The 633-nt window shown below is 50.9% G+C and carries 1 protein-coding gene; it reads right to left on the bottom strand.

Going from position 1 to position 633, the window contains the following annotated elements; genetic code table 11:
- A partial coding sequence (locus ACTD9P_RS29655; RefSeq protein ID WP_438870424.1) for a molybdopterin-dependent oxidoreductase occupies window positions 1-633 on the bottom strand: 633 nt, incomplete at both ends.

Raw genomic sequence — 633 nt, 5'->3', positions numbered from 1 at the left:
CGGGGATCATCATAAGATGCGGCTGATTGTCCGCCGATGCCCCGGTTCACGCCGTAGTTGGCCAATATCAAGTCAAATACAGTCGTGACACACACCTCTTCACCGTTCAGTTCCAGTTTTTTAATAGGAAGATTCCGCTCAAGCACTTTGTTTCCGTCATTTGAAAAATACGGAATGCGCACCGTACTGATTTCGTCCTCTATTCCGAGCACGGAGAGACGGGGCTCGATCTGTTCCCCGGTGTCTTCATCGATCATGTGCAGATTCCATTTCTGCTGCCCGTCCCAGCGGGAGCCCATTGTTCCTTGCGGTATGGCAAACGCACCTGTCTGTTCATTCCAGACCGCCGGCTTCCATTGATCATGCTTTGTCTGCCGTCCGATATCCTTCGCATGCAGAAACCGTCCCGCTGTGTATACGCCATTTTCTTTTGATAAGGTGACGAGGAATGGAAAATCCGTGTATTGCTTCGCGTATTCCATGAAACGTTCCGTCTCTTGATTCACGTAAAATTCCTGCAGAATGACGTGACCCATCGCCATCGCCAGGGCTCCGTCAGTCCCTTGGCGGATACTGAGCCAGTCATCCGCAAACTTTGAGGATTCCGCAAAATCGGGACTGATTGAAATCACC

This window comes from Pseudomonas onubensis, from assembly GCF_965653655.1.
Taxonomy (GTDB): Bacteria; Pseudomonadota; Gammaproteobacteria; order Pseudomonadales; family Pseudomonadaceae; genus Aquipseudomonas.
Note: the sequence above shows the minus strand (reverse complement) of the source record. Positions and strands in the feature narration are given on the sequence as shown.